Genomic DNA, 25630 nt, shown 5'->3' with positions numbered 1-25630 from the left:
AAAATTCGTGACAGGGTTCAACGGTCGCCGAAGCGGCGCACCGTCAAGGGGTCGCCGGCATTGAGCAGGACCTTGGCCAACAGGCCTTCCAGGGTCTGCAACTCTTCTGGGGCCAGCACGCCGCACAGTTCGTTCATGGCGGCAGCGCCGATTTCCGGCAGGCGGTCGGCCAGGCGCTGGCCATCGGCCGTCAGCGCCAGGCGCACCTGGCGCCGGTCGTCGGCGCAGCGGTTACGCACGATCAGCTCCTTCTGCTCGAGGCGGTCGAGCATGCGGGTCATCGAACCGCTGTCCAGCCCGAGGTAGCGACACAGTTCGGCCGGCGTATCCACCTGGTACTGGGTGACGATGATCAACACCTTGAACTGGGCGGCGGTCACGCCCTCCGACTCCAGGTGCCAGTCGAGGATGCGGTCCTTGAGGATCGCCGCGCGCCCCAGCAGCATGCCAATGGCGCAGCTCTGGAAGTTTTCGGGGGAAAAATGGGCCATCGATAACCGCTCGGGGAGTTGTGTGAAAATATTACTGCCTAGGCAGTGAATGTCAAAGCTTTGATTAGCTTGCTATGCAAAATTTCATCATTCAGCCCGTTCGGTACCCACGGTCATGGCCTGCGCAAGCCCCGCCCTTGGCCAGGGCGCCACCCGCGTTGCTACTGCCGAGCCCGCAGCCCCAACGCTTCGACCGCCCCGCAGGCTATGGCCATGCCCACCAGCTCTGCCAGGCTGGTCGCCTGGAGCCGCTTCATTACCCGGCCGCGGTAAAGGTCGACGGTTTTCACACTGATGCCCAGGCGTCCGGCGATTTCACGGTTGCTCAGCCCTTGGGCCAACGGCACGAACACGTCACGCTCTCGCGGTGTGAGGCTGTCGATACGCACCTGCACCTGCGCCAACGCCTGATCGCCCTGGCGTACCCGCCCCGCGCGCTCCAGTGCGGCCTGCACACTGTCGAGCAGCAACTGATCGTTGTAGGGCTTTTCGATGAAGTCACAGGCGCCCGCCTTGAACGCCCGTACCACGATGGGCACATCGGCATGCCCGCTGACGAACACCACCGGCAGGGCCAGCCCACGCGCGTGCATGGCCTGCTGCACGGCAAGGCCACCGAGCCCCGGCATGCGCACATCCAGGAGCACGCAGGCAGGCCCGTCGTCGACGCACGCCTCCAGAAACGCCTGCCCGGTGGCAAATGGCAACGCCTGCAGGCCTACCGACTGCAGCAACCAGACAGTCGAATCGCGCATCCCCTGGTCGTCATCGACCACATAGACTTTTGCTTGCACCGCAGCTCCCCTTAGCGCCTGCTGACCACCAGCCGGCAGCACAATACCAGACCACCGTTGTCTCCCACCCGCGCCCACAGGCTGCCGCCGAAGCCTTCGATCAGGCTGCGGCTCATGCTCAACCCCAGGCCCAGGCCATCCGCCTTGCTGGTGGTGAACGGCGTAAAAATCGCGTCCAGGCGTTCAGGCGCGACCCCTGTGCCCTGGTCGGCGACTTCGACCAGCACGCCGTCGCCATCCCGCGTTGCGCCAAGCAGGATATGCGATGGCCGCTCGCCGTGGTGTTCACGGTTGGCCTCTATGGCATTGCGCAGCAAGTTGAGCAGCACCTGCTCCAACAGCACCCGGTCGGCGTACACCGAAGGCAGTTGCGCGCTGACGCGTAGCTCGATCTGCACCTGGTCACGGGCGGCCTCCCAAGCGCACAGGCGCATGGCTTCGCCAGCCACTTCAGCCACGTCCAGCGCCTGCAGGCGCCGCGGCCCCTTGCGCAGGAACGCGCGCAGGCGGCGGATCACTTCGGCGGCATGGGTAGCCTGCTCGCTGATACGCTGCAGGCCCTGCCCCACCCGCTCCAGGGCTTGCGGGTCACGCCCCAGGCTATGCAGGTAGCGCTGACTGGCGTTGGCATAGTTGACCACGGCAGCCAGCGGCTGGTTGAGCTCATGGGCAATGCCTGAAGCCAGCTCACCCAGGGTGGCCAGCCGCGCGCTGTGCGCCAGGCTCTCCTGGGCTTCGATTCGCAAGGTGATGTCGCGAGACACGCTGACCACCTCCACCACCGCACCCGTGTAGGTTTCGCGGATCGCCCGGCTGGCGATCTCGAACCAACGGTAGCCCCCGCTGGCCTGGCGCACCCGGCAAGTCATGGTGTGGTAGCCGTCCTGGTCGAGTGCAGCGGCGGCCTGGCGCAGCACCTGGCGGCGCTCCCGCGGGTGCAGCAGGCCATGCACCAGCCTGCCACGCAGTTGCTCAGGCCAAAGGCCCAACAGACGGTGGGCGGCCGGTGAGGCATCGAGAAAACGGCCATCGGGGCTGTGCCGCGAAATCAGGTCGGTGGTGTTCTCGATGATCAACCGGTACAGGCGCCTGGCACGGCTGGCTTCGCGTGCCCCCTGCCGCTCCTCGCTGGCGTCACGGCAGCGGCCAAGCACCTGCTGGCCCTGGTCGTCCGGCATGAAGGTCCAGAGCACGGTGCGCGCACCGACCTGTACCTCCACGTCGCTGATTGCGCGGTGCTGGCGCAGGCAGGCGCGGACCAGCGCCGCACAGTTGGCCGGTAGCCAAGCATGCAACGTAGGCCCCTCGGCAACCCAGGCCTGCAAGGCCGGGTTCAGCGCCACCACGCTGGCATCGGCGGCCAGCAGCAGGCTCGGTTGTGGGTCCATGGCCAGCAGGCAGGCGGCAGGTTGATCCACGTTGAAGGGCTCCTATCTAGTATTTCTACTATATTGCTATAGTCGATATTCCTATTACCATAGCCATTCGCGTAAAAATGCGACAGAGGGAGCGCCCCACCGTGCGCCTCCCTGTGCACCCTGAACAGAGCTAACAATCAGCCACCGGGGGCCAGGCAGCAGCCGCTGCGCCTGCCTCCCTTACAGGACTACCGCATGTCGATCTATGCCCAGGGCCTGCAGCCCGCTGCCGTCAACCATGTCGCCCTCACCCCGCTGAGTTTCATCGAGCGCACCGCCGCCGTGTACGGCGACTACCCCGCGGTCATTCACGGTGCCATCCGCCGTAACTGGCAGGAAACCTACCAACGCTGCCGACGCCTGGCCAGCGCCCTGGTCGGCCGCGGCATTGGCCGTGGCGACACGGTAGCGGTCATGCTGCCGAATATCCCGGCCATGCTCGAAGCGCATTTCGGCGTGCCGATGACCGGTGCCGTACTCAATACCCTGAATGTGCGCCTGGACGCCGAGGCCATTGCCTTCATGCTGCAGCATGGCGAAGCCAAGGTGCTGATCACCGACCGCGAATTCCACACGGTCATCGCAGCCGCCCTGGCCCTGCTCGAGCACCCGCCACTGGTGGTGGATGTGGATGACCCGGAATACGGTGAGGGCCGCGCAGTCAGCACGTTGGACTATGAAGCCCTGCTTGCCGAGGGCGACCCGGCGTTTGCCTGGGACTGGCCGGATGACGAGTGGCAGGCCATTTCGCTCAACTACACCTCCGGCACTACCGGCAACCCCAAGGGCGTGGTCTATCACCACCGTGGCGCGTACCTGAACGCCATTGGCAACCAGATGACCTGGGCCATGGGCCATCGCCCGGTGTACCTGTGGACCTTGCCGATGTTCCACTGCAACGGCTGGTGCTACCCCTGGACCATCACCGCCCTGGCCGGCACCCACGTGTTCCTGCGCCGGGTCGACCCGCAAAAGGTCCTGAACCTGATCCGCGAACACCGGGTCAGCCACCTGTGCGGTGCGCCGATCGTACTCAACGCCCTGGTCAACATGCCCGAGGCAGCCAAGGCTGCCATCGAGCACCCGGTGCAGGCGATGGTGGCCGGCGCAGCGCCCCCGGCCAAGGTCATTGGCGCCGTCGAGCAAATGGGCATCAAGGTGACCCACACCTATGGCCTGACCGAGGTCTACGGCCCGGTGACCGTGTGCGCCTGGCACGAGGAATGGGATGCGCTGACGCTGGAAGAGCGTGCGCAAATCAAGGCCCGCCAGGGGGTACGCTACCCCACCCTCGACGGGCTGATGGTCGCGGACCCGCAAAGCCTCGAACCTGTGCCGCGCGATGGCAACACCCTGGGCGAGATCTTCATGCGCGGCAATACCGTGATGAAGGGCTACCTGAAAAACCCGGAAGCTACCGCTGAAGCCTTCCGTGGGGGCTGGTTCCATACCGGCGACCTGGCCGTGTGGCACGCCGATGGCTATGTGGAGATCAAGGACCGGCTCAAGGACATCATCATTTCCGGCGGCGAGAACATCTCCACCATCGAAGTCGAGGACGCACTGTACAAACACCCGGCAGTGCTGGAGGCCGCCGTGGTGGCCCGCCCGGACGAAAAATGGGGCGAAACCCCGTGCGCCTTCGTCGCCCTCAAGCCCGGCCGCGAAGACACGCGCGAAGCCGACATCAGCAGCTGGTGCCGCGAGCACCTGGCCGGGTTCAAGGTGCCGAAGACGGTGGTGTTCGGTGAGCTGCCCAAGACCTCCACCGGCAAGATCCAGAAGTACTTGCTGCGCGACCGCGCCAGAACCCTCTGACCCCATGGGGCCTGTTCGCGGCTTGACCCACCTGCACACGTTGTTGTGGAAGCGGGAGCAGCCGCGAAGGGCCAACCCTGATGTGCCATTTTTCAAGAGCCGCCGATGACCACCTACTCTGCCCCCCTGCGCGACATGCGCTTCGTTCTGCACGATGTATTCAACGCCCCGGCCCTGTGGGCGCGCCTGCCGGCCCTGGCCGAGTACATAGACGCCGACACCGCCGACGCCATTCTGGAAGAAGCGGCCAAGGTCAGCAGCCAGCTGATCGCCCCGCTCAGCCGCCAGGGTGACGAGCAAGGCGTGCGCTTTGACGCCGGCAGCGTCACGACGCCCGATGGCTTCCGCGAGGCGTGGAACATCTACCGCGAGGGCGGCTGGGTCGGCCTGGGCGGCAACCCGGCCTATGGCGGCATGGGCATGCCGAAGATGCTGGGGGTGCTGTTCGAAGAGATGCTCTACGCGGCCGACTGCAGCTTCAGCTTGTATTCGGCGCTGAGCGCTGGCAGTTGCCTGGCGATCGATGCGCACGCCAGCGAGGCGCTCAAGGCCACTTACCTGCCGCCCCTGTACCAGGGCCGCTGGGCCGGCACCATGTGCCTGACCGAGCCGCATGCCGGCACCGACCTGGGGTTGATCCGCAGCCGCGCCGAAGCCCAAGCCGACGGCAGCTACCGCATCACCGGCAGCAAGATCTTCATCACCGGCGGCGAGCAGGACCTGACCGAGAACATCATCCACCTGGTGCTGGCCAAGCTGCCCGATGCGCCCGCCGGTGCCAAGGGCATCTCGTTGTTCCTGGTGCCCAAGTTCCTGGTTGACGCCGATGGCCGGCTGGGCGAGCGCAATGCTGCCCACTGCGGCTCGATCGAACACAAGATGGGTATCAAGGCGTCGGCCACCTGCGTGATGAATTTCGACGCAGCCACGGGTTATCTGGTGGGCGCCCCGAACAAGGGCCTGGCGGCCATGTTCACCATGATGAACTATGAACGCCTGTCGATCGGCATCCAGGGCATCGGCTGTGCCGAGGCGTCGTACCAGGCGGCTGCCCGCTACGCCAATGAGCGCCTGCAGAGCCGCGCCGCCGTGGGCCCGCAGCTGCGGGACAAAGCCGCCGACCCGATCATCCACCACGGCGATGTGCGGCGCATGTTGCTGACCATGCGCACCCTCACCGAAGGGGGCCGGGCGTTTGCCGCCTATGTGGGCCAGCAGCTCGACCTGGCGCGCTATGCCGAAGCTGGCAGTGAACGCGAGCAGGCCCAGCGCATGGTGGCGCTGTTGACCCCGGTGGCCAAGGCGTTCTTCACCGACAACGGCCTGGAAAGCTGCGTGCTCGGCCAGCAGGTGTACGGTGGCCACGGCTACATTCGCGAATGGGGCCAGGAGCAACGAGTACGTGATGTGCGCATCGCGCAGATCTATGAAGGCACCAATGGCATCCAGGCCCTCGACTTGCTGGGGCGCAAGGTGCTGGCGGACGGCGGCCAGGCACTGGCCAGCTTCGCCGCCGAGGTACGGGCGTTCAGCCTGGACGCACCGCTGCACCGGGCAGCCTTGCAGGCAAGCCTGACACGGCTGGAGGCCACCAGCGCGTGGCTGCAGGCACGCGCCGCTGAAGACGCGAACCTGGTCAGTGCGGTGGCGGTGGAGTACCTGCAGCTGTTCGGGCTTACCGCGTATGCCTATATGTGGGCACGCATGGCGGCGGTGGCGTTGGCCAAGCAGCCTGAAGACAGCGGGTTTTACGGCGCCAAGCTGGCCTGTTCGGACTTTTTCTTCGAGCGCGTGTTGCCACGCGAGTTGGCACTGGAAGCAAGCATTCGCGCAGGCAGTGCGAGCCTGTACGGGCTGGCAGCAGCGCAGTTCTGACGGCGCGGGCGCGAGAGGTTCTCAAACGCTCAAAACCGTTGCAATTGCAGCGAAAAACCGGCACAACTGATAGTCATTCGCCATTACCCAGGTGCTCCGGGCCCATGCGCAAGGGTAGAATGCGCAAAACCCGGAGCCGCAATGAACCAAGACCGCCTCAAGCCCACCCCTGACGATGCGATCACCGACGCCGCCGCGCATTGGTGCATGCGCTTGCATGCAGACGATTGCACGGCGGCCGAGCGCGAGGCATTCCTGCGTTGGCAGGCGGCCGACCCCAGGCATGCCGATGAATACCAGGCCATGCTGGAAATCTGGCAAACCGCCGACCTGCTGCCGCGCACCGCCACGATCATGGACGTCAACCCAGCGGCCATCGCCGTCAGGCGCCGGCGTAACTGGCGGCCGCTGGCTTCTGCCGCCGCCATCGCCCTGGCCGTGCTGCCATTGGCAGGCTGGCTCGGCTGGGAACAGGGTTGGTTGCCCAATCGCTACCAGCACTTCGAAGCGACTGACCACATGCAGAGCGTGGTCCTGAGCGACGGCAGCCAGGTGCAACTCAACCTGCATAGCGAGCTGACCTTCCTCAATTACAAGGACCAGCGCCAGGTCACACTCAAGCGTGGCGAAGCGTTCTTCAAGGTCTGGCACGACAGCAGCCACCCGTTCATCGTGCGCGCCGGCCGCGGGCAGACGCGCGTGACCGGCACCCAGTTCAACGTGTGGAAGTATCGTGATCAGGTCAAGGTCACGTTGCTGGAAGGTTCGGTGCTGGTCTCCAGCGACGGCAGCGCTGGCGGCTATCGCCTTGGCCCTGGCATGCAGGCCAGCTACCACAAGGGCGACTTCGAACCGCAACTGGAACAGAGCGGCGACGTTGGCAATAGCCTGGCCTGGCGCAGCGGCAAACTGGTGCTCGACAACCTCAGCCTGGAACAGGCACTACCGGTGATCAACCGCTACCTCGACGCGCCGTTGCGGCTGGCCGATGCCAGCACCGGGCGCATCCGCATCAGCGGTGTCTACAACACCCGCGAGGTGGAAGGCCTGGTCAACAACCTGCCCAAGGTCCTGCCGGTGTACCTGACCCGCAGCAAGGACGGCAGCACCGTGCTCAACCGCATTTCGCCGCCGCCTGGCAAAGGCTGACGCCCGCCCCGCCTTACAAGGTCATGGCCGCCAGCCAGCCGAACGCCAGCAACGGCAGGTTGTAATGGATGAAGGTGGGGATCACGGTGTCCCAGATGTGGTGGTGCTGGCCATCCACGTTAAGCCCGGAGGTCGGGCCCAGGGTGGAGTCCGACGCCGGCGAGCCGGCGTCACCCAGGGCACCGGCAGTGCCGACGATGCATACCGTGGCCAGCGGGTCGAAGCCCAGTTGGACGCACAGTGGTACGAAGATCGCAGCCAGGATCGGCACGGTGGAAAACGACGAACCGATGCCCATGGTCACCAGCAGCCCCACCAGCAGCATCAGCAAGGCACCCACGCCCTTGCTGTGGTCGATCCATTGTGCCGAAGCCTGCACCAGGCTGTTCACCTCGCCCGTGGCCTTCATCACCTCGGCAAAGCCCGAGGCGGCGATCATGATGAAGCCGATCATGGCCATCATCTTCATGCCCTCGGTGAACAGGTCGTCGGTATCGCGCCACTTGACGATGCCCGACAACGAGAAGATCAGAAAGCCGACCATGGCGCCAATGATCATCGAATCGAGCAGCAGTTGCACGATGAACGCCGCCGCAATCGCCAGCCCGGCCACCAGCAGCGTCACCGGGTTGTACCGCACGCTCACCTGCTCCACCTGGGCAATGCGTGCCAGGTCGTAGTCGCGTTTCTTGCGGTAGCTGATGAACACGGCCAGCAACAGGCCGACAAGCATGCCGGCAGCCGGGATCGCCATGGCGTGGGTGACGTTGACGCCGCTCACGTCGACACCGGCGCGGGCCACGTTGGCCAACAGGATTTCATTGAGGAAAATGTTGCCAAAGCCCACCGGCAGGAACATGTAGGGGGTAATCAGGCCGAAGGTGATCACGCAGGCGATGAGCCGCCGGTCGATGCGCAGGCGGGTCAGCACATACAGCAGCGGCGGCACCAGCAGCGGGATGAAGGCGATGTGAATGGGCAGGATGTTCTGCGACGACACCGCCACCGCCAGCATCAGGCCGATCATCAGCCACTTGAGCTTGCCAGCATTGGCATGGCCCTGGCGGTCGATCATGGCCAGGGCGCGGTCGGCCAGGGCATGGGCCAGGCCGGACTTGGCGATCGCCACGGCAAAGGCGCCGAGCAATGCATAGGACAAGGCCACCGTGGCCCCACCACCGAGGCCGCCGTTGAAGGCCTTGAGTGTGCCTTCCATTCCCAGGCCACCGGTCAGGCCGCCGACGAGGGCGCCAATGATCAGGGCGATGACCACGTGCACGCGGGACAGGCTGAGTATCAGCATGATGCCGACCGCGGCGATCACTGCATTCATGGTGGGCTTACCTCTTTACGACAGAAAAAAGCGCGAACTCTGAAGCAGTGGGCGGCAGATGTCAAAATTGCCAGGTTGCGGCGTATTTCACCGGCGACAAATTTGAATTGAATGTTTGAATAAAGAAAAATCCTACAGCGCCGATACGGTAATGTTGGGGCCACTTGCCTGCCCCCACGACCTGCGCACCCTGCCCAAAGCCATAACCCTTACTGCATTGAAAAAGGGAACCGCCCCATGCCTTTGCGACAACTCTCCATCCAGTGGAAGATCACTCTGCTCGCCGGCCTTTGCCTGGCCAGCATCGTCACCCTGCTCGTCGGCCTGTCGCTGTACCGCATGGACCACAGCTCGGACCTGGTCAAGGCCAGCAGCATGCAGATGTTGACCGAGGCGGCGCAGTCGCGCATCGAGTCGCAAGGTGAAGTACAGGCGTTGAACATTCGCCGCCAGTTCATGGACGCCTACCAGTACGGTGCCGGTTTCGCCCGCCAGGTGCTGTTCCTGCGCGAACAGGCCGAAAAGCGCTTTCTCGATGCCTTCGACCTGCGCGAGGACATGACGCGCCAGGTACGCGCCGCCTTGCAGGCCAACCCCGACCTGCTTGGCCTGTCGCTGGTGTTCGAGCCCAATGCACTGGACAACAAGGACAACCTGTTCGCCGACAAACCGGAACTGGGCAGCAACGAGACCGGGCGCTTCGCCCTGTACTGGTCGCAGCCGCGTGCCGGCCAGCTGACGGCCATGGCACTGCCTGAACATGACATGGCCAACACCGAGATCGGCCCCAGTGGCCAGCCGGCTAACACCTGGTGGGTATGCCCGCGCACTACCGGCAAGGTGTGCGTGGTGGAGCCGTACTTCTATGCCATCGACGGCCAGCAAGTGCTGATGACCAGTATCGTTTTCCCGCTGACGGTCAATGGCAAGATCATCGCCACGCTGTCCATCGACATCAACCTCAACAGCCTGCAGGCACTCAGCGAAGAGGCCAGCCGCAACCTGTACGAGGGCCGCACCCGGGTCGGCATTCTCAGCCCGGTCGGCCTGCTGGCCGGCTACAGCGCCGACGCCAGCAAGCTGGCCCAGCGCGTCGACCAGGTCGACCCGGCCCATGGCGCCGAACTGGTGCGCAGGCTGGCCGCTGGCAAGCTGAGCATCCTGCATGACCAGCAGCGCCTGAAAGTGCTGGCCGCGTTCCGGCCAATCCCTGATGCCCAGCCTTGGGGCGTGTTGCTGGATGTGCCGGAAAATGCCCTGACCGGCCCCGCTGAAGCACTGAAGCAGGAACTGGACACACTGAACACCAGCGGAACCTTGCTGGAACTCGGCCTGGGCCTGGCTGCCGCGATCGCCGGCCTGCTGCTGGTATGGCTGATGGCGCGCGGGGTCACCCGGCCGATTCTTGGCGTGGCCGCCATGCTCAAGGATATCGCCAGCGGCGAAGGTGACCTCACCCGGCGCCTGGCTTACCAGAAGCAGGACGAACTCGGTGAACTGGCCGGCTGGTTCAACCGTTTTCTCGACAAGCTGCAACCGACCATCGCCGAGGTGAAACGCTCGGTGCAGGCCGCCCGGGGTACCGCCGACCAGTCTTCGGCGATCGCGACTGAAACCAGCGCCGGCATGGAACAGCAGTACCGCCAGGTCGACCAGGTAGCCACCGCTTCGCATGAAATGAGCGCCACCGCCCAGGATGTGGCACGCAGCGCCGCCCAGGCCGCCCAGGCGGCACGCGATGCCGACCAGGCCACCCGGGAAGGCCTGGCGGTGATCGATCGGACCACCAGCAGCATCGACGCCCTGGCCGCCAACATGAGCGATGCCATGGCCGAGGTCGAGGGCCTGGCACAGAACAGCGAGAAGATCGGTTCGGTGCTGGAAGTGATCCGCTCGATTGCCGAACAGACCAACCTGCTGGCGCTCAACGCCGCCATCGAGGCAGCGCGCGCCGGCGAGGCCGGCCGGGGCTTTGCGGTGGTTGCGGACGAGGTGCGCAACCTCGCCCAACGCACCCAGGAGTCGGTGGAGGAAACCCGCCAGGTGATCGAGGCGCTGCAGAACGGCACCCGCGAAGTGGTCGGCGCCATGGACCAGAGCCACCGCCAGGCGCAGGGCGGTGTCGAACAGGTAGGCCAGGCGGTGACCGCGCTGCAGCGCATTGGCCAGGCGGTAACGGTGATTACCGACATGAACCTGCAGATTGCCTCGGCCGCCGAGGAACAAAGCGCGGTGGCCGAGGAAATCAACAGCAACGTGGCCACCATTCGTGACGTGACGGAATCGCTGTCCGGCCAGGCCAATGAGTCAGCCCGGGTCAGCCAGTCGCTGAACAGCCTGGCCAACCAGCAGCAGGCGCTGATGGACCAGTTCCGCGTCTGAAGCATTGGGGGCGCCAGTGGCCCCCAGGGCAGCCCAACCTCGTCGTCTACACTTGCCGCACTGTCGACGACGAGGTGCACATGAAAACAATCCCCGCGCTCCTGGCCGGGCTGCTGCTGACGGTTGGCCTGGCCAGCACCGATAGCGCAGCAGCGGCCGACCAGCCCGCCCCCATTCATTTCGGCGCCATCGGCTGGGAAAGCGGCGCACTCACCACCGAGATATTGCGGCTGATTGTCGAGCGCGGCTACGGCTACCCCACCGACACCCTGCCCGGCAGCACGGTCAGCATGGAGGTGGCGCTGGCACGTAACGACCTTCAGGTCATCGCCGAGGAGTGGGCCGGGCGCAGCCCCGCCTGGGTCAAGGCCGAGCAGGCCAGCCAGGTATTCGCCTTGGGCGACACGGTAAAAAATGCCGAAGAAGGCTGGTGGGTGCCGGCCTATGTGATAGAGGGCGATCCTGCCCGTGGCATCAAGCCCAGTGCCCCCGACCTGCGCCAAGTCCAGGACCTCAAGCGCTACCCGCAGGTGTTTCGCGACCCCGAGTCGCCCGACAAAGGCCGCTTCCTCAACAGCCCCAGCGGCTGGACCTCCGAAACCGTGAACAGCCAGAAGCTCAAGGCCTACGGTTTGAATGAGCTGTACACCAACTTCCGCAGTGGCTCCGGTGCCGCCATGGATGCCGAAATCACCTCGGCCATCCGCCGTGGCCAGCCCGTGCTGTTCTACTACTGGAACCCTACCCCACTCATGGGCCGTTACAAGCTCGTACGCCTGCAAGAACCCCCGTTCGATGCCAACGCCTGGGCCACCCTCACCGATGCAAGCAACCCCAACCCCCAAGGCAGCCAGTCGCTGCCGGCGAAATTGTCGATCGGGGTGTCCAAGGCGTTTCGCGATGGCTACCCAGACCTAGTGCGTGTCTTCGAGCAGGTCGACTTGCCAATCCAGCGCCTGAACCAGGCGCTGGCGAACATGAGTGAAAAGCGCACGCCACCGCGCGAAGCCGCGCTGGCCTTCCTGCGCGATAACCGCGAGGTATGGAAGGCCTGGCTGCCCGCCGATATCGCGGCCAAGGTCGAGGCCAGCCTGTGAGCGGCGGTTTCCCTCAAGCCTTGCAGTTTTCCATCGCTGACAGCGTCAACCGCGTGGTCGACTGGCTGGTGTTGCACTACGGCGACCACTTGCGCAACGTGTCCGACCAGTTGCTGCAGGTGCTGGTCGGGCTGGAGAACCTGCTGCGCCTTGTGCCTTGGTGGCTGCTGCTGGCGATGGTCGGCCTGCTGGCCTGGCACGCCAGCCGCAGCCTGCTGCGCAGCGCGGTGCTGGTGGCCCTGCTGGCACTGATCGGTATGCTCGGGCTGTGGGACAAACTGCTGCAGACCCTGGCCTTGGTGCTGGTGAGTACGGGTTTGTGCGTACTGGTTGGCGTACCGCTGGGCATCCTGCTGGCCGCCCGGCCACTGGCCAGGCGGTTGTTGCTGCCAGTTCTCGATGTGATGCAGACACTGCCGGCGTTCGTGTACCTGATCCCGGTGCTGATGCTGTTTGGGCTGGGCAAGGTGCCGGCAGTATTCGCCACCCTGATCTACGCCCTGCCACCCTTGGTGCGCCTGACCCAGCTGGGCCTGAGCCAGATCGACCCGTCGTTGCTGAAGGCCGCCCATGGGCTGGGCGCCAGCCGCTGGCAGCGGTTGCGGCGTATAGCCCTGCCGCTGGCGCTGCCCAGCATCATGGCCGGGCTGAACCAGTCGGTGATGATGGCCTTGTCGATGGTGGTGGTGGCGTCGATGATCGGCGCGCGCGGCTTGGGTGAGGATGTGCTGGCGGGTATCCAGACCTTGAACGTGGGCCAGGGTGTGGAAGCCGGGCTGGCGATCGTTGCCCTGGCCATGGTCATCGACCGCATCAGCCAGGCCTACGGGCGCGGTGCACGCTGAACGGCGCGGCGGGTCCGCTTGACCGCGTACCCGCCGACCCGGCTCAGCCCAGGAACAGTGTATAGGCCGGGTTGTCGGTCTCATCCCAGTACTGGTAGCCCATGGCATCCAGGGCCGTCGGCAAGCCCGCCAGCTCTTGCGCCGGCACTTCCAGGGCGGCGAGCACCCGGGCCTGGGCCGCGCCATGGTTGCGGTAATGGAACAGGCTGATGTTCCAGTGCTTGCCCAAGCGCTCCAGAAAACCCAGCAACGCGCCTGGCCGTTCCGGGAACTCGAAGCGCAGCACCCGCTCAGTAGCCCCCGGGGCGGCATGACCGCCCACGGTATGGCGCACATGCAACTTGGCCAACTCGTTGTCGGTCAAGTCCTGTACCGCGTAACCCTGCCCAGCCAGGCTGGCCAGCAGTTGCTTGCGCGGGTCATGCACCGGGTGGGTCTGCACCCCGACGAACAGGCGCGCCTGCTGGCCGGGGTAGTAGCGGTAGTTGAACTCGGTGATCTGGCGTTTGCCCAGTGCCTGGCAGAACGCCCGGAAGCTGCCGGGTTGCTCTGGGATGGTCACTGCAATGATTGCCTCGCGCTGCTCGCCCAGTTCGGCGCGCTCGGCCACATGGCGCAAACGGTCGAAGTTGACGTTGGCGCCAGAATCGATCGCCACCAGGGTCTGCCCTTGTGCACCGTGCTGCGCCACATACTGCTTGATCCCGGCCACCGCCAATGCGCCGGAAGGCTCGGTGATGGAACGGGTGTCATCGTAGATATCCTTGATCGCTGCGCACAGCTCGTCACTGTTCACCGTCAGCACCTCATCGACGAAATGCCGGCACAGCTCGAAACAATGCGCGCCGACCTGCGCCACCGCCACCCCATCGGCAAAGCTGCCCACCTGCGGCAGGACCACCCGCTCGCCCGCAGCCATGGCCGCTTGCAGGCAATTGGAGTCGTCCGGCTCGACGCCAATCACCTTCACTTCGGGGCGCAGGTACTTCACGTAGGCGGCGATACCGGCGATCAGGCCACCGCCGCCCACCGGCACGAAGATGGCGTCCAGCGCACCCGGGTGCTGGCGCAGTATTTCCATGGCCACCGTACCCTGGCCAGCGATGACATCGGGGTCATCGAACGGCGGCACGAAGGTGGCGCCGGCCTGGTCGGCCAGTTTCAAGGCATGGGCCAGGGCATGCGGGAAGCTCTCGCCGTGCAGCACCACATGGCCACCGCGTGAGCGCACCCCCTCCACCTTCAACGACGGTGTGGTGGTGGGCATGACGATGGTGGCCTGCATGCCCAGGTGCGCAGCTGCCAGGGCCACGCCCTGGGCATGGTTGCCGGCCGAAGCCGTGATGACCCCGCGCTCGCGTTGCGCGGTGCCAAGCCGCGACAGGCGGGTGTAGGCACCGCGGATCTTGAACGAGAAAGTCGGCTGCAGGTCTTCACGCTTGAGCAACACCTGGTTACCCAGGCGGGCAGACAAGGCCGGGGCAGCTTGCAGCGGCGTTTCGATAGCCAGGTCGTACACCGGCGCGGCAACAATGCGCCGCACATGCTCCGACAGCAGTTGCTGGGGGGTTGCTGGGGTACGGGGGGTGCTGAAGCTGGTCATCGATGACTCCTTGGCGTTTTTACGTTGCCCAGGAGTCAGAGAGAAAAAACCCGCCTCCAGGGCGGGTTCGGTGCACGTACGCGCTAGCCCGCCAAGCTGATAATGGCGGTAATAATAATGGCGTTCACGTGCAGGTAGGTGTTCATAGGCCAGGAACTTAGCCTGCCGCGCAGGCCCACGTCAACACTTGGCTTGCTGCGCCGACAGCGGTACATCGAACACTTTGTCGAAGCCCCACTGGAACACGAAGGCGTAGACGAAGAAGAACACGAACAATGCCAGGTTGGTGAGCAGCGCCGCCCACAGACTGACGTTCAGCCAGTAGGCCACCAGCGGCAGCAGGATCAGCACCAACCCACCCTCGAAGCCCAGGGCGTGCAGCAGGCGCCGGGTGAACGTACGTTCACGCCGCTGCTGGCGCGCCTCCCAGCGCTCGAACACCCAGTTGTAACCCATGTTCCAGCTCATGGCGATGCCTGACATCAGCACCGACAGCATTGTGGATTGCGCCATGCCGGCGCCGAACGCCAACGCCAGTGCCGGGGCCACGCAGGCGACGGCGATGGCCTCGTAAAGAATGGCCTGAACGATCTTTCGTGCCTTGCCTTGCATGTTCAGCTCCCTGGTTTGAAGAGCTGTAAACCTACAAGAACTGGCCGAGAAGAAAAAGCCTGTACGCCCCTGCCGCCTGCTAACGGGCAGGCAAGCGGATACGGAACTGCGCCCCGCCCAGCGCCGACTGTGCGACAGTCAACGTACCGCCCTGGCCTTCGATCGCACGCCGGCTGATCGCCAAGCCCAGGCCAAAACCACCGGTGTTCCGGTCACGGCTGCGGTCCAGCCGGTAGAACGGCTGGAAGATCCGCTCCCGCTCCGCTACCGGAATGCCGATACCGTCGTCTTCCACCGTCAGCAGGCACGCGCCGTCCTGGTCCAGGCACAAGCGCAGCAACAGGCTCTGGTCACAGTAACGCATGGCATTGCGTACCAGGTTCTGCACGGCCCGGGCGGTGAGCCGCGGGTCCAGCACAAAGCGGGGTAGCTCGCCTTCGGCGCGAACCTCCCACTGGATGCCGCGGCCATCGAGCTCCTCGGCGAAGCCGCCCAGCACGCTGTCGACCAGTTCCAGCAACGACACCTCGACCCGCTCGCGGGCCTGGTCGGCGTTGTACAGCCGGCTGTACGACAACAATTCCAGCACCAGCTCATCCAGCTCGCGCACATGGCCAACCAGTTCCAGCAAGCGCTTGCGGCTGGCTGGCGGCACTTCGTCGAACAGCAGCACCAGGCCGAAGTCGAGCCGGGTCAACGGCGTACGCAGCTCGTGCGACACCGCATTGAGCAGCTCGCGCTGCTGGTTGACGTGCCGCTCAAGGTCGCTGGCCATGGTATCGAACACCCCGGCCAGCTCACCGATGTTGGAGTGCGGCGAGATGTGCGTACGCTCGGCCATGTGCCCCTGGCCCAGGCGCCGTGCGGTTTCCTTCAGGCGCTCCAGGTCCCGCCAGTGCGGCCACACCCACAGCAGCAGGCAGCCGAGCATGGCGGCACCGATCAAGACGGTCACCCCCCAGGACAATACATTGATGTCGAACGGGTCGGGCGGCGAATGCAGCTCTACCAGCCACTGTTTGTCCAAGGGGGCCAGCACGGTTTCGTAATAGCCCCACTCGCCAATGCGTACCGCGTGCAGCCCCTGCGCCAGGCGCGCCTGCTCCTGGTCGCTCAGGCCCGCCTGGTCCATGGGCAACAGCCGCAGTTGCAGCGGTGCGAAATCACCGGCCAGCTCCTGCGCTACCGCTGGCCACTGCTCGCGCGGCGCCTGGCGGAACTGGCGCACGACCATCGACTGCACACCCTTGGCCTGGTCCAGGTTGTAGGCCATGAACCGGTCATGGAACAGGCCGACGATACTGTCGGGGATAAGCAGCAGCGCACCGGCATAGGCAATGATGATCACCAGGTACAGCCGCACCAGGATCTTGAGCATGGCCGGTCAGCACTCCCACTCGACGCGGCTGAACAGATAGCCCTTGCCCCATACGGTCTTGATCTTGCGCGCTTCACCGGCGTTGTCGTCGAACTTGCGCCGCAGCTTGGAAATGGCCACGTCCACCGAGCGGTCGGTGCCATTGAATTCGATGCCCCGCAGTTGCTGCAGGATGCGGTCGCGGTTCAGCACTTCGCCGGCGTTGCGCGCCAGCACCACCAACAGGTTGTACTCGCCGCTGGACAACTCCACTTCGTCGCCGCGCCAGCTGACCGTGCGTTCGGCCAGGTCGATGCGCAGGCCGCCGATCACGATCAGGTCGTGGTCCAGCCGTGGCTCGTTGACACTGCTGCGGCGCAGCAAGGTACGCACCCGCGCCAGCAGCACACGGGGCTCGCAGGGTTTGCTCACATAGTCGTCGGCACCCATTTCCAGGCCCAGTACCTGGTCGTGGCTGTCGTCACGGGCGGTCAGCATCAGGATCGGCAAGCCTTGCGATTCCTGGCGCAACAGGCGGCAGACATGCAGGCCATCGAGGCCCGGCAGCATCAGGTCGAGAATGACCAGATCGGGCTTTTGCCGGCGGTACTCGTCCAGCACATGATCGCCGCGGGCGATCACCTGCACATGAAAGTCGTTGCGTTGCAGGTAGCTGGCAATCAGCTCGGACAGGGCACTGTCGTCTTCGACCAGGAGAATATTCGGCATAGGTGCTTGGGAATCTAGGTTGTGTTGGACCTTGCCGGCCTCTTCGCGGGCTTGCCCGCTCCCACAGGTACAGCACAGATTTCAAATACTGTGCGGTCCTTGTGGGAGCGGGCAAGCCCGCGAAGAGGCCGGCACAGGAATACTCAGGATATAGAACACTGCAACACCACAGGCTTGTTCTTTACATTTTTTCACACTCGCCCTACAGGTATTAACAGCCGCCCAGCAATGCCTGCCGTAGCATATACCCGGTCATCATCGGAAGATCCGTATGCCTACTACCCTCTCCCTTCGCCTGCGCCCAGTGGCGCTTCTGGCGTTTCTGAGCCTGTCCCTGGCCGGCTGCGGCAACAGCCCCGAGCAAGACGAACAGGCGCCCACCCCGCAAGTACGGGTGGAAACCCTGCAACTGCAGCCCTTGGCCATCAGCAGCGAACTCAGTGGCCGCATCCTGGCCCCGCGTACCGCAGAAGTGCGCGCGCGGGTCGCCGGCGTTGTGCTCAAGCGGGTGTACCGCGAAGGCAGTGACGTCAAGCAAGGCGATGTGCTGTTCCTGATCGACCCGGCGCCGTTCAAAGCCGACCACGACAGTGCCCGCGCAACCTTGGCCAAGGCCGAAGCCACTCGCTACCAGGCCCGCCTGCAAGAGCAGCGCTACCGCCAGCTGGTTGACGACAAGGCGGTCAGCCGCCAGGAATACGACAATGCCAAGGCCAGCCTGCTGCAGGCCGATGCCGCCGTAGCCGAAGCCAAGGCGGCACTGGCGCGCGCCCGCCTCAACCTCGGCTATGCCACGGTCACCGCGCCCATCTCCGGGCGCATTGGCCGTGCCCAGGTCACAGAAGGCGCGCTGGTCGGGCAAAACGAGAGCACCCCGCTGGCGACCATTCAGCAACTGGACCCGATCCACGCCGATGTCACCCAATCCACCCGCGAGCTCAATGCCCTGCGCCGCGCCTTGCGCGCGGGCGAGCTGCAGCAGGTGGGCGACGGTCAGGCCCGGGCGACGCTGATCCAGGACGACGGCAGCGCCTACCCACTGCCGGGCAAATTGCTGTTCTCCGACATCAGCGTCGACCCCAGCACCAACCAGATCACCCTGCGCAGCGAGTTCCCCAACCCGGACCTGGACCTGTTGCCCGGCAGCTACGTGCGCGTGCGCCTCGAGCAGGCCGTGCAACCCCATGGCCTGAGTGTGCCGCAGCGCGCCATCCTGCGTGACAGCGCCGGGGTGCCCAAGGTACTGGTGGTCGACCCGCAGGCGCGGGTGAGCGAGCGCGAGGTGGTGCTGGGCAATACCCAGGGCGACCGCTGGATCGTCAGCGCCGGCCTGGCCGCTGGTGAGCGCGTGGTCATCGAGGGCCTGCAGCACGTCAAGGCCGGCGACCAGGTGCAGGTCGACCCCAGCCCACAAACGCCGCCCATCGCACAGCACAACGGCCAGTGAGGGCCTGACCCATGCCGCAATTCTTCATCGACCGCCCGGTATTCGCCTGGGTGGTCGCGCTGTTCATCCTGCTGGCCGGCGCGCTGGCCATCCCGCAATTGCCGGTGGCCCAATACCCCAACGTGGCACCGCCGCAGGTCGAGATCTACGCCGTATACCCCGGCGCCTCGGCAGCCACCATGGACGAAAGCGTGGTCAGCCTGATCGAACAGGAGCTCAACGGCGCCGACAACCTGCTGTACTTCGAATCCCAGAGCAGCCTGGGCAGCGCCACCATTACCGCCACCTTCGCCCCGGGCACCCACCCGGACCTGGCCCAGGTCGACGTGCAGAACCGCCTGAAGGTGGTCGAGTCTCGCCTGCCGCGGCCGGTCACCCAACAGGGCCTGCAGGTCGAGAAGGTGTCCACCGGCTTTCTGCTGCTGGCCACCCTCACCTCCACAGACGGCAAACTCGACGAAACCGCCCTGTCGGACATTCTGGCGCGTAACGTGATGGATGAAATACGCCGCCTCAAAGGCGTCGGCAAGGCCCAGCTGTATGGCTCGGAACGGGCCATGCGCATCTGGATCGACCCGCGCAAACTGGTCGGTTTCAACCTCACGCCCAACGACGTGGCCGACGCCATCGCCGGCCAGAACGCCCAGGTAGCCCCTGGCAGCATTGGCGACCTGCCCAGCCGCAGCACTCAGGAAATCACTGCCAACGTGGTGGTCAAAGGCCAGCTGAGCACGCCGGATGCGTTCGCCGCCATTGTGCTGCGCGCCAACCCCGACGGCTCCGTGGTCACCCTTGGCGATGTCGCCAGGGTGGAAGTCGGCGCACAGGAATACCAGTACGGCACCCGCTTGAACGGCAAGCCGGCAACGGCCTTCAGCGTGCAGCTGGCACCGGGCGCCAATGCCATGCAAACCGCCACCCTGGTACGGGCGAAACTGCAGGACCTGGCGCGCTACTTCCCCGAGGGGGTCAGGTACGACATCCCCTACGACACCTCGCCGTTCGTCAAGGTGTCGATCGAGCAGGTCATCAGTACCCTGTTCGAAGCCATGCTGCTGGTGTTCGCGGTGATGTTCCTGTTCCTGCAGAACTTGCGCTACACGCTGATCCCGACCCTGGTGGTACCGGTGGCACTGATGGGCACCTTCGCCGTGATGCTGGTGCTAGGCTTCTCGATCAACGTGCTGACCCTGTTCGGCATGGTGCTGGCCATCGGCATCCTGGTCGATGACGCCATCGTGGTGGTGGAGAACGTCGAACGCATCATGGCCGAAGAAGGCTTGCCGCCCCGGCAAGCCACGCGCAAGGCCATGAGCCAGATCAGCGGCGCGATCATCGGCATCACCCTGGTACTGGTGGCGGTGTTCCTGCCCATGGCCTTCATGCAAGGGTCGGTGGGTGTGATCTACCAACAGTTTTCGGTCGCCATGGCGGTATCGATCCTGTTCTCGGCATTCCTCGCCCTCAGCCTGACCCCGGCACTGTGCGCCACGCTGCTCAAGCCTGTGGCCAAGGGCGAACAGCATGCACGCAAGGGTTTCTTCGGCTGGTTCAACCGCCGTTTCGAGGGCATGAGCGATGGCTACCAGCGCTGGGTCATGCAAGCGCTGCAACGCAGCGGGCGCTACCTGTTGCTGTATGCGCTGCTGCTGGGGGTATTGGGCTATGGCTTGAGCCAGCTGCCCACGGCGTTCCTGCCCACCGAAGACCAGGGCTACACCATTACGGACATCCAGCTGCCGCCGGGCGCCAGCCGTATGCGCACCGAACAGGTGGCCGCCCAGATCGAGGCGCACAACAGTGAAGAACCGGGGGTCGGCAACACCACACTGATCCTGGGTTTCAGCTTCTCGGGCAGCGGGCAGAACGCTGCGCTGGCCTTCACCACCCTCAAGGACTGGTCCGAGCGAAGTGCCGAACACACTGCCCAGTCGATTGCCGAGCGCGCCAACCAGGCCTTCACGCAACTCAAGGATGCGGTGGCCTACGCCGTGCTGCCGCCGCCCATCGACGGGCTTGGCGAGTCGACCGGCTTCGAGTTCCGCCTGCAGGACCGGGGTGGCATGGGCCACCGCGCGCTGATGACGGCGCGTGACCAGCTGCTCGAGCAGGCCGGCAAGAGCAAGGTACTGATCAACGTGCGCGAAGCCTCGCTGGCGGAAAGCCCGCAGGTGCAGCTGGAGATCGACCGCCGCCAGGCCAATGCCCTGGGCGTGACGTTTGCCGATATCGGCTCGGTACTCGACGTGGCAGTGGGCTCCAGCTACGTCAACGACTTCCCGAACCAGGGCCGCATGCAGCGCGTGGTGGTGCAGGCCGAAGGCGACCAGCGCAGCCAGGTGCAAGACCTGCTGAACATGCATGTGCGCAACAGCAGCGGCAAGATGGTGCCGTTGGCCGCGTTCGTCCAGGCCAAATGGGTCAGCGGCCCGGTGCAACTGACGCGTTATAACGGCTACCCGGCGGTGTCGATTTCCGGCGAACCGGCCGCCGGCTACAGCTCGGGCGAAGCCATGGCCGAAATCGAGCGCCTGGTGGCGCAACTGCCCGCCGGTGCCGGCCTGGAATGGACCGGCCTGTCACTGCAAGAACGCCTGTCCGGCAGCCAGGCGCCGATGTTGATGGCGCTGTCGCTGCTGGTGGTGTTCCTGTGCCTGGCTGCGCTGTACGAGAGCTGGTCGATACCCACCGCAGTGCTGCTGGTAGTGCCGCTCGGCGTGCTGGGTGCGGTCCTGGCGGTAACCCTGCGGGGCATGCCCAACGACGTGTTCTTCAAGGTCGGCCTGATCACCTTGATTGGCCTGTCGGCGAAGAACGCCATTCTGATCATTGAGTTCGCCAAGCACCTGGTCGACCAAGGCGTGGACGCCGCCGATGCCGCCGTACAGGCCGCCCGCCTGCGCCTGCGGCCGATCGTGATGACATCGCTGGCGTTCATCCTCGGCGTGGTGCCCTTGGCGATCGCCAGCGGTGCCAGCTCGGCCAGCCAACAGGCGATCGGCACCGGGGTTATCGGCGGCATGCTGAGCGCAACGTTGGCGGTGGTATTCGTGCCGGTGTTCTTCGTCAGCGTGATGCGGCTGGCTGGCACGCGCAAAACCGTAACGGCCGGCGAGGCGCTGCACGACAGCCCCTGAATGAGGGTCCCCAGTGACCTTCTGCGTTCACTTGCGGGGTTTGGTCTTGGCGTCGGCCTCCCCGTTGAATCTGACGGCGTCCTTGGGGGCCTTGCCAGCTCGAAACTTGACCGTCATCGCCGCCGGAATCTTCAACGGTTCGCCAGACCGCGGGTCCCTGCCGACCCGCGCTGGCCTTCGGGCAGTCTCGAACCTGCCGAAACCCACCAAAGCGACAGGCGTGTGTGTGCTCAGCGACGCCTTGATCCCGTCGATGAAGGCATCGACTGCCTTTTTGGCCATCGCCTGGCTGAGTTCGGCGCGCGCTGCTACCTGTTCAATAAGTTGCGCTTTGTTCAATTGCCTTCTCCTGGGAATCTGGCTTGCCCTCATTGCGAGGGCAAGGCTGCAGCCCTATTCAAGGGAGAAGCAGCGGCGGGCACAACTGGCAAAAATGTCAGTGCCCTGGTCCCGCGTTCACGTCCGCTGGACAACCGCTGTCGTGCGTGTGAGGGTTGCCTTCGTGCCTGCCTCGGACTTTAGCCAATGACTGAACAATTGCTCACCTGCTCTGCCCTGATCCTCGCGGGGGGCCGCGGGCAACGTATGGGCGGCCGGGACAAGGGCTTGATCAGCTGGCAGGGCGAGCCACTGGTGGCCGCAATCCATCGCGTGCTGCGGCCCCTGACTGACGACCTGGTGATTTCCTGCAACCGCAACCAGCAGGCCTACCGGATGTATGCCGACCAGTTGGTGGGCGATGCCGACAACGACTTCCCCGGGCCGCTGGCGGGGGTGATTGCCGGGCTCAAGGTGGCGCGGCATGCATGGGTGGTGGTGCTGGCCTGCGATGCGCCGCTGGTCGACCGCGCACTGATCGAAGACCTGCTGCGGGTTGCTGCGGCCAATGACAGTGCCGCGATGGCGCACCAGGGCGGCTACTGGCAGCCGATGTTCAGCGTACTGCCGCGACGGTTGCTGCCGGTGCTGGAGCAAGCCTGGGCCGAGGGTGAGCGGAGCTTGCAGAAGGCCCTGTTGCGCGCCAAGGTGCAAGCGCTTGAGTGCAGCGCAGACGATCGCCGCTTGAGCAACTTCAACAGCCCCGAGCTTCTGCAAGAATACGCGCAATCTCGCTGATCGCCGGCCCGGCGCAGCGGCCCCATCGCTTATTGCGCTTACCGCTCGTCGCCCGAACGGCACCCAGCCCGGCTCACCAGGCCAAACGAATGACAGATCATCCGCACGATGGAGATATCCCATGATCCGCATTCGCCCGCTCTCCCTGTGCCTGGCACTGGCGCTGACCCCACTCGCTGGCACCAGCTTCGCCGCCACGGCCACCAACACCGACAGCCACCCACAAACCGACCAATCTGGCGGCAAGACTGCCGGTGAGGGCAGCAGCGTCAACACCCCTGGCAGCGGCAAAAGCAATGACAGCAGCGACACCGGCAGCAGCACCGATGCCGCCGATGGCGCCACGGGCGGCTCCAACAGCACCGGCGAGGCTACGGGCTCGGGTGCCGGCGCCAGCGGTGGTACCGCTGAAGATCAGGACAGCCGTTGACAGGGCCGTTTAACCATTCAGTACACAAATAAATGATTGAACACATAGTATTTATCCATTGAATGGCCCAGCCGAACTGCAGTAAGCTCGGGCTCATTCACTGGAGCGCAACATGCCAACACACATCCGCCACCTCGCCAACCACACCGGTCGCCAACCGCGCCCTGTGCTGGCCGTTGCCGGCTGCGTAGCTCCAGCAAGCTATTACTTCGGGTATTGGTTTAGCCACTAGGCGCCGATACCTGCACGGCGCCCACCTTCGAGGGGCCGCCGAACATGAGAATACTCAAACCCCCGGTCGGCTCCCCGACCGGGGGTTTTGCGTTCCAGGCCTTTGAAAAAACCATTGATTCACATTGAGGACCGCTTCATGAACTACGCCACCTATTACTACGCCGACACCTACACCTGGCGATTTAGCCAATCCCGCTCGGGCCAGCCAGCCGCCTCCGATCGGTCTTGCACAGGTGGCAATGCAGCAGCCAACAGTAATTCAACGATCTGTCGAACACCTCGATAGGGCCGACCGCGCGGGCCAGCCCCCGCCGTCCGCCCAGGGAAAAATGCCATGCACGCCTCCAGCCTCGCCCTGCCCCTGACCCAGCCGCAAGCGGCCAACACCGCAGTCAGCAAACGCCTCCCCAGTGCGCACCTGCTCAAGCAGCAAATGCCGCTTGCCACTGACCTGGCCCAGCAAGTACATGCCCACCGCCAGGCTATACGCAACATCCTCGAAGGCCACGATCAGCGCCTGCTGGTGATCGTCGGCCCGTGCTCGATCCACGACCCGCGCGCCGCGCTGGAATACGCCGACCGCCTGGCCGCCCTCAGCCGCGACGTCGACGACAAGCTGCTGTTGGTGATGCGCGCCTACGTCGAAAAACCGCGTACCACGGTGGGCTGGAAAGGCCTGGCGTATGACCCGCACCTGGATGGCAGCGACGACATGCATGCCGGCATTGCCCTGTCTCGCGGGCTGATGCTGAGCATGATCGAGCGCGGCCTGCCCATCGCCACCGAGTTGCTGCAACCGCTGGCAGCGGGCTACTTCGACGACCTGCTGGCCTGGGCTGCGGTCGGCGCGCGTACCACCGAATCGCAGATCCACCGCGAAATGGTCAGTGGCCTGGCGCTGCCAGTGGGCTTCAAGAACGGCACCGACGGTGGTATTGCCGTAGCCAGCGACGCCATGCGCAGCGCTGCACACCCGCACCGCCACTTCGGCCTGGACGCGCAAGGCCACCCGGCGATCATCGAAACCCTGGGCAACCCAGACACCCATCTGGTACTGCGCGGCGGCCACAAAGGGCCCAACTACGATGCCCCTAGCATTGCCCTCGCCCGCCAGGCGCTGGCCAAGGCTGGCTTGCAGCCACGGATCATGGTCGATTGCAGCCATGCCAACAGCGGCAAGGACCCAGCGCGCCAGCCTGCGGTGTTCAATGAGGTGCTGGCGCAACGCCTGAGCGGCGACCGCTCGCTGGTGGGCGTGATGATCGAAGGCCACCTGTTCGACGGTTGCCAGGCGCTGGGCAAGGGCGCCCTGAAATACGGCGTGTCGATCACCGACGGCTGCCTGGGTTGGGCCTCGACCGAAACGCTGTTGCGCGAAGCCGCACAACAACTGTGAGCCGATGGTTGCAAGCCTGGCGAGACATACCCCGGACAAGTGCGCTAGGCTTGCAGTTTTTACCCCAAGGAGCAGTACCCATGGCCCGTGCAACCGCCCGTCACATCCTTGTTGCCAGCGAAGACAAGTGCAACGAACTGAAAGCCCAGATCGAAGCCGGTGCCGATTTCGCTGAAATCGCCAAAGCCAACTCCACCTGCCCGTCCAGCCGCCAGGGCGGTGACCTGGGTTCGTTCGGCCCAGGCCAGATGGTCAAGGAATTCGACACCGTGGTGTTCAGCGCACCTGTGAATACCGTGCAAGGCCCGGTAAAGACCCAGTTCGGCTACCACCTGCTGGAAGTCACCAGCCGTCAGGACTAAGCAGC

At 65.0% G+C, this 25630-nt stretch carries 21 protein-coding genes; 12 read left to right on the top strand and 9 right to left on the bottom strand.

Annotated elements, in window-relative coordinates:
• Nucleotides 1-17: 17 nt before the first annotated feature.
• From EGJ22_RS13425 to EGJ22_RS13415, 3 genes are all read right to left on the bottom strand, one after another.
• A complete protein-coding gene (locus EGJ22_RS13425; protein ID WP_009686669.1) occupies nucleotides 18-491 on the bottom strand; it encodes a MarR family winged helix-turn-helix transcriptional regulator in 474 nt (157 codons plus the stop codon).
• Between the two features lie 161 nt (nucleotides 492-652).
• Nucleotides 653-1285, bottom strand: a complete 633-nt coding sequence (locus tag EGJ22_RS13420; protein ID WP_029886497.1) for a response regulator transcription factor — start codon at nucleotides 1283-1285, stop codon at nucleotides 653-655.
• 11 nt (nucleotides 1286-1296) lie between these two features.
• On the bottom strand, nucleotides 1297-2673 hold the full coding sequence (locus EGJ22_RS13415; RefSeq protein WP_104148477.1) for a sensor histidine kinase: 1377 nt from the start codon (nucleotides 2671-2673) through the stop codon (nucleotides 1297-1299).
• Between the two features lie 225 nt (nucleotides 2674-2898).
• On the opposite strand from EGJ22_RS13415, the gene EGJ22_RS13410 reads away from it, so the two are divergent.
• The 3 genes from EGJ22_RS13410 to EGJ22_RS13400 all read left to right on the top strand — a co-directional run bounded on the left by EGJ22_RS13410 (nucleotide 2899) and on the right by EGJ22_RS13400 (nucleotide 7545).
• Nucleotides 2899-4521, top strand: a complete 1623-nt coding sequence (locus EGJ22_RS13410) for an acyl-CoA synthetase (RefSeq protein WP_009686666.1) — start codon at nucleotides 2899-2901, stop codon at nucleotides 4519-4521.
• A 105-nt stretch (nucleotides 4522-4626) separates the two neighbouring features.
• Entirely contained in the window at nucleotides 4627-6396 is a 1770-nt protein-coding gene (locus EGJ22_RS13405) for an acyl-CoA dehydrogenase C-terminal domain-containing protein (protein WP_029886499.1), read from the top strand.
• 141 nt (nucleotides 6397-6537) lie between these two features.
• The gene (locus EGJ22_RS13400) at nucleotides 6538-7545 is read left to right on the top strand and encodes a FecR family protein (protein ID WP_029886500.1); all 1008 of its coding nucleotides are present in this window, start codon (nucleotides 6538-6540) and stop codon (nucleotides 7543-7545) included.
• Between the two features lie 13 nt (nucleotides 7546-7558).
• On the opposite strand, the gene EGJ22_RS13395 is transcribed toward EGJ22_RS13400, so the two are convergent.
• The gene (locus tag EGJ22_RS13395) at nucleotides 7559-8878 is read right to left on the bottom strand and encodes a Na+/H+ antiporter family protein (RefSeq protein ID WP_029886501.1); all 1320 of its coding nucleotides are present in this window, start codon (nucleotides 8876-8878) and stop codon (nucleotides 7559-7561) included.
• A gap of 237 nt (nucleotides 8879-9115) precedes the next feature.
• Here EGJ22_RS13395 and EGJ22_RS13390 point away from each other — a divergent pair, with 237 nt between their 5' ends.
• The 3 genes from EGJ22_RS13390 to EGJ22_RS13380 all read left to right on the top strand — a co-directional run bounded on the left by EGJ22_RS13390 (nucleotide 9116) and on the right by EGJ22_RS13380 (nucleotide 13202).
• A complete protein-coding gene (locus EGJ22_RS13390; RefSeq protein WP_054904447.1) occupies nucleotides 9116-11260 on the top strand; it encodes a methyl-accepting chemotaxis protein in 2145 nt (714 codons plus the stop codon).
• 80 nt (nucleotides 11261-11340) lie between these two features.
• Nucleotides 11341-12357, top strand: coding sequence for an ABC transporter substrate-binding protein (locus tag EGJ22_RS13385; protein ID WP_029884849.1), 1017 nt, complete (start codon nucleotides 11341-11343; stop codon nucleotides 12355-12357).
• Nucleotides 12354-13202 (top strand): proline/glycine betaine ABC transporter permease, encoded by an 849-nt coding sequence (locus EGJ22_RS13380; RefSeq protein WP_029884850.1) that lies wholly within the window; start codon nucleotides 12354-12356, stop codon nucleotides 13200-13202. The genes EGJ22_RS13385 and EGJ22_RS13380 overlap by 4 nt, the downstream gene beginning before the upstream one ends.
• A gap of 43 nt (nucleotides 13203-13245) precedes the next feature.
• On the opposite strand, the gene ilvA is transcribed toward EGJ22_RS13380, so the two are convergent.
• The 4 genes from ilvA to EGJ22_RS13360 all read right to left on the bottom strand — a co-directional run bounded on the left by ilvA (nucleotide 13246) and on the right by EGJ22_RS13360 (nucleotide 17503).
• Nucleotides 13246-14805, bottom strand: a complete 1560-nt coding sequence (gene ilvA, locus EGJ22_RS13375; protein ID WP_125920282.1) for a threonine ammonia-lyase, biosynthetic — start codon at nucleotides 14803-14805, stop codon at nucleotides 13246-13248.
• Between the two features lie 180 nt (nucleotides 14806-14985).
• A complete protein-coding gene (locus EGJ22_RS13370; RefSeq protein ID WP_029884852.1) occupies nucleotides 14986-15417 on the bottom strand; it encodes a PACE efflux transporter in 432 nt (143 codons plus the stop codon).
• Between the two features lie 79 nt (nucleotides 15418-15496).
• The gene (locus EGJ22_RS13365) at nucleotides 15497-16795 is read right to left on the bottom strand and encodes an ATP-binding protein (RefSeq protein ID WP_029884853.1); all 1299 of its coding nucleotides are present in this window, start codon (nucleotides 16793-16795) and stop codon (nucleotides 15497-15499) included.
• A gap of 6 nt (nucleotides 16796-16801) precedes the next feature.
• Complete coding sequence (locus tag EGJ22_RS13360) at nucleotides 16802-17503, bottom strand: response regulator transcription factor (protein ID WP_029884854.1); 702 nt, start codon at nucleotides 17501-17503, stop codon at nucleotides 16802-16804.
• Nucleotides 17504-17774: 271 nt separating this feature from the next.
• On the opposite strand from EGJ22_RS13360, the gene EGJ22_RS13350 reads away from it, so the two are divergent.
• Together EGJ22_RS13350 and EGJ22_RS13345 are read left to right on the top strand one after the other, a co-directional pair.
• A complete protein-coding gene (locus tag EGJ22_RS13350) occupies nucleotides 17775-18950 on the top strand; it encodes an efflux RND transporter periplasmic adaptor subunit (RefSeq protein ID WP_029884855.1) in 1176 nt (391 codons plus the stop codon).
• A gap of 11 nt (nucleotides 18951-18961) precedes the next feature.
• Nucleotides 18962-22087 (top strand): efflux RND transporter permease subunit, encoded by a 3126-nt coding sequence (locus tag EGJ22_RS13345; protein ID WP_029884856.1) that lies wholly within the window; start codon nucleotides 18962-18964, stop codon nucleotides 22085-22087.
• 27 nt (nucleotides 22088-22114) lie between these two features.
• Here the strand turns inward: EGJ22_RS13345 and EGJ22_RS13340 are convergent, their stop codons facing one another.
• Complete coding sequence (locus EGJ22_RS13340; RefSeq protein ID WP_029884857.1) at nucleotides 22115-22426, bottom strand: HU family DNA-binding protein; 312 nt, start codon at nucleotides 22424-22426, stop codon at nucleotides 22115-22117.
• 186 nt (nucleotides 22427-22612) lie between these two features.
• Here EGJ22_RS13340 and mobA point away from each other — a divergent pair, with 186 nt between their 5' ends.
• The 4 genes from mobA to EGJ22_RS13320 all read left to right on the top strand — a co-directional run bounded on the left by mobA (nucleotide 22613) and on the right by EGJ22_RS13320 (nucleotide 25625).
• Nucleotides 22613-23203, top strand: a complete 591-nt coding sequence (mobA, locus tag EGJ22_RS13335) for a molybdenum cofactor guanylyltransferase MobA (RefSeq protein WP_029884858.1) — start codon at nucleotides 22613-22615, stop codon at nucleotides 23201-23203.
• A 121-nt stretch (nucleotides 23204-23324) separates the two neighbouring features.
• Nucleotides 23325-23633, top strand: a complete 309-nt coding sequence (locus EGJ22_RS13330) for a hypothetical protein (RefSeq protein ID WP_029884859.1) — start codon at nucleotides 23325-23327, stop codon at nucleotides 23631-23633.
• Nucleotides 23634-24201: 568 nt separating this feature from the next.
• The gene (locus tag EGJ22_RS13325; RefSeq protein WP_009686646.1) at nucleotides 24202-25263 is read left to right on the top strand and encodes a 3-deoxy-7-phosphoheptulonate synthase; all 1062 of its coding nucleotides are present in this window, start codon (nucleotides 24202-24204) and stop codon (nucleotides 25261-25263) included.
• An 80-nt stretch (nucleotides 25264-25343) separates the two neighbouring features.
• On the top strand, nucleotides 25344-25625 hold the full coding sequence (locus EGJ22_RS13320; protein WP_009686645.1) for a peptidylprolyl isomerase: 282 nt from the start codon (nucleotides 25344-25346) through the stop codon (nucleotides 25623-25625).
• Nucleotides 25626-25630: the final 5 nt, after the last annotated feature.

Source organism: Pseudomonas sp. p99-361, from assembly GCF_003935475.1.
In the GTDB taxonomy this organism is placed as follows: Bacteria; Pseudomonadota; Gammaproteobacteria; order Pseudomonadales; family Pseudomonadaceae; genus Aquipseudomonas; species Aquipseudomonas juntendi.
Note: the sequence above shows the minus strand (reverse complement) of the source record. Positions and strands in the feature narration are given on the sequence as shown.

Excerpts from the sequence above, each read along its gene's own strand:
- EGJ22_RS13425 (WP_009686669.1), bottom strand. The coding sequence starts at position 491 with ATGGCCCATTTTTCCCCCGAAAACTTCCAGAGCTGCGCCATTGGCATG.
- EGJ22_RS13415 (WP_104148477.1), bottom strand. The coding sequence starts at position 2,673 with ATGGACCCACAACCGAGCCTGCTGCTGGCCGCCGATGCCAGCGTGGTG.
- EGJ22_RS13410 (WP_009686666.1), top strand. The coding sequence starts at position 2,899 with ATGTCGATCTATGCCCAGGGCCTGCAGCCCGCTGCCGTCAACCATGTC.
- EGJ22_RS13405 (WP_029886499.1), top strand. The coding sequence starts at position 4,627 with ATGACCACCTACTCTGCCCCCCTGCGCGACATGCGCTTCGTTCTGCAC.
- EGJ22_RS13400 (WP_029886500.1), top strand. The coding sequence starts at position 6,538 with ATGAACCAAGACCGCCTCAAGCCCACCCCTGACGATGCGATCACCGAC.
- EGJ22_RS13395 (WP_029886501.1), bottom strand. The coding sequence starts at position 8,878 with ATGAATGCAGTGATCGCCGCGGTCGGCATCATGCTGATACTCAGCCTG.
- EGJ22_RS13390 (WP_054904447.1), top strand. The coding sequence starts at position 9,116 with ATGCCTTTGCGACAACTCTCCATCCAGTGGAAGATCACTCTGCTCGCC.
- EGJ22_RS13385 (WP_029884849.1), top strand. The coding sequence starts at position 11,341 with ATGAAAACAATCCCCGCGCTCCTGGCCGGGCTGCTGCTGACGGTTGGC.
- ilvA (WP_125920282.1), bottom strand. The coding sequence starts at position 14,805 with ATGACCAGCTTCAGCACCCCCCGTACCCCAGCAACCCCCCAGCAACTG.
- EGJ22_RS13370 (WP_029884852.1), bottom strand. The coding sequence starts at position 15,417 with ATGCAAGGCAAGGCACGAAAGATCGTTCAGGCCATTCTTTACGAGGCC.
- EGJ22_RS13365 (WP_029884853.1), bottom strand. The coding sequence starts at position 16,795 with ATGCTCAAGATCCTGGTGCGGCTGTACCTGGTGATCATCATTGCCTAT.
- EGJ22_RS13360 (WP_029884854.1), bottom strand. The coding sequence starts at position 17,503 with ATGCCGAATATTCTCCTGGTCGAAGACGACAGTGCCCTGTCCGAGCTG.
- EGJ22_RS13350 (WP_029884855.1), top strand. The coding sequence starts at position 17,775 with ATGCCTACTACCCTCTCCCTTCGCCTGCGCCCAGTGGCGCTTCTGGCG.
- EGJ22_RS13345 (WP_029884856.1), top strand. The coding sequence starts at position 18,962 with ATGCCGCAATTCTTCATCGACCGCCCGGTATTCGCCTGGGTGGTCGCG.
- mobA (WP_029884858.1), top strand. The coding sequence starts at position 22,613 with ATGACTGAACAATTGCTCACCTGCTCTGCCCTGATCCTCGCGGGGGGC.
- EGJ22_RS13330 (WP_029884859.1), top strand. The coding sequence starts at position 23,325 with ATGATCCGCATTCGCCCGCTCTCCCTGTGCCTGGCACTGGCGCTGACC.
- EGJ22_RS13325 (WP_009686646.1), top strand. The coding sequence starts at position 24,202 with ATGCACGCCTCCAGCCTCGCCCTGCCCCTGACCCAGCCGCAAGCGGCC.
- EGJ22_RS13320 (WP_009686645.1), top strand. The coding sequence starts at position 25,344 with ATGGCCCGTGCAACCGCCCGTCACATCCTTGTTGCCAGCGAAGACAAG.